General features: G+C 39.0%; 2 protein-coding genes. Both read right to left on the bottom strand.

The window, feature by feature from the left end:
• Positions 1-354, bottom strand: a 354-nt coding sequence (locus PAENI_RS31705) for an NAD(P)-binding domain-containing protein (protein ID WP_262495814.1), incomplete at its 3' end; no start/stop codon positions are given.
• Between the two features lie 102 nt (positions 355-456).
• The coding region (locus tag PAENI_RS31700; protein WP_223179050.1) for a gluconate:H+ symporter at positions 457-1,104 on the bottom strand (648 nt) is incomplete at its 5' end.

Genomic DNA, 1,104 nt, shown 5'->3' with positions numbered 1-1,104 from the left:
TCCTTTAGACTTCAATTCATCATATCTACGTTCAGTATCTTCGTAATGGGAGTTACCACCGTCCATGATCACATCGCCTGCTTCAAGAAAAGGTACTAATGCACTGATCACCGAATCGATCGGTTTGCCCGCTGTGACCATAAGGAAGATTTTTCTTGGCGTTTCTAAGGAGTGAACAAAGTCTTGAATTTTGTAGTAGGGATGGATTAATTGACCTTCCGTTGTGCCAACAAGATTATCGGTTAAGTCCCTTGTATAATTATAAACAGCCACTTGCTCACCTTTACTAGCCATGTTTAAAGCGATATTACTGCCCATTACCCCTAACCCAATGACACCAATTGTATTGAACATTTTTTCCTGCTCCTTCTAATTAATAGGTAGAAAAAACCCTCACTTATTGACACAGGAGATTCTAAGAGAATAAGTGGGGGTTACTGCCCACAAATATTGTTGTTAAACGAATAAATTTAGTAATAGAATAAATCCTAATCCAGCTACAGAAACGATTGTCTCAAGCAATGTCCATGTTGCAAATGTTTCTTTCATGCTTAGACCAAAATACTCTTTAAACATCCAGAAACCAGCATCGTTAACATGGGAAGCTATTAAACTACCCGCTCCCGTTGCAAGCACGACTAAAGCAAGATTAACGTCAGATTGTCCTAACATCGGAATAACTAAACCAGCAGTTGTTAAAGATGCAACAGTAGCAGAACCTAAGGAAATACGTAAGATTGCAGCGATGATCCAGGCAAGCAAGATGGGTGATAATGAAGTTCCTTGGAATAGTTCGGCTACATAGTCACCCACGCCGCCATTAATCAATACTTGTTTGAAGGCTCCGCCGCCCCCAATGATTAAGAGCATCATCCCAATATGAGTAATAGCAGTTGTACAAGATTGCATTACAGTTTTGATTGGAATTTTTCTTGCTAATCCCATGGTATAGACAGCAACCAGTAAGGAAATTAACATGGAAGTTGATGCATCACCAATAAAACGGATAGCGGCTAGTAAACTATTATCTTCAAATCCGATCGTTTTTTGAAGCAATGTAATAATCGTAGCAATAGACATTAAAATAACAGGAAGCATTGCAGT

Origin of the sequence: Paenibacillus sp. B2(2019) (assembly GCF_008370385.1) — a bacterium.
Classification (GTDB): Bacteria; Bacillota; Bacilli; order Paenibacillales; family Paenibacillaceae; genus Paenibacillus_AQ.
The sequence above is the reverse complement of the archived record's forward strand: the minus strand, read 5'-3'. Positions and strand labels throughout refer to the sequence as shown.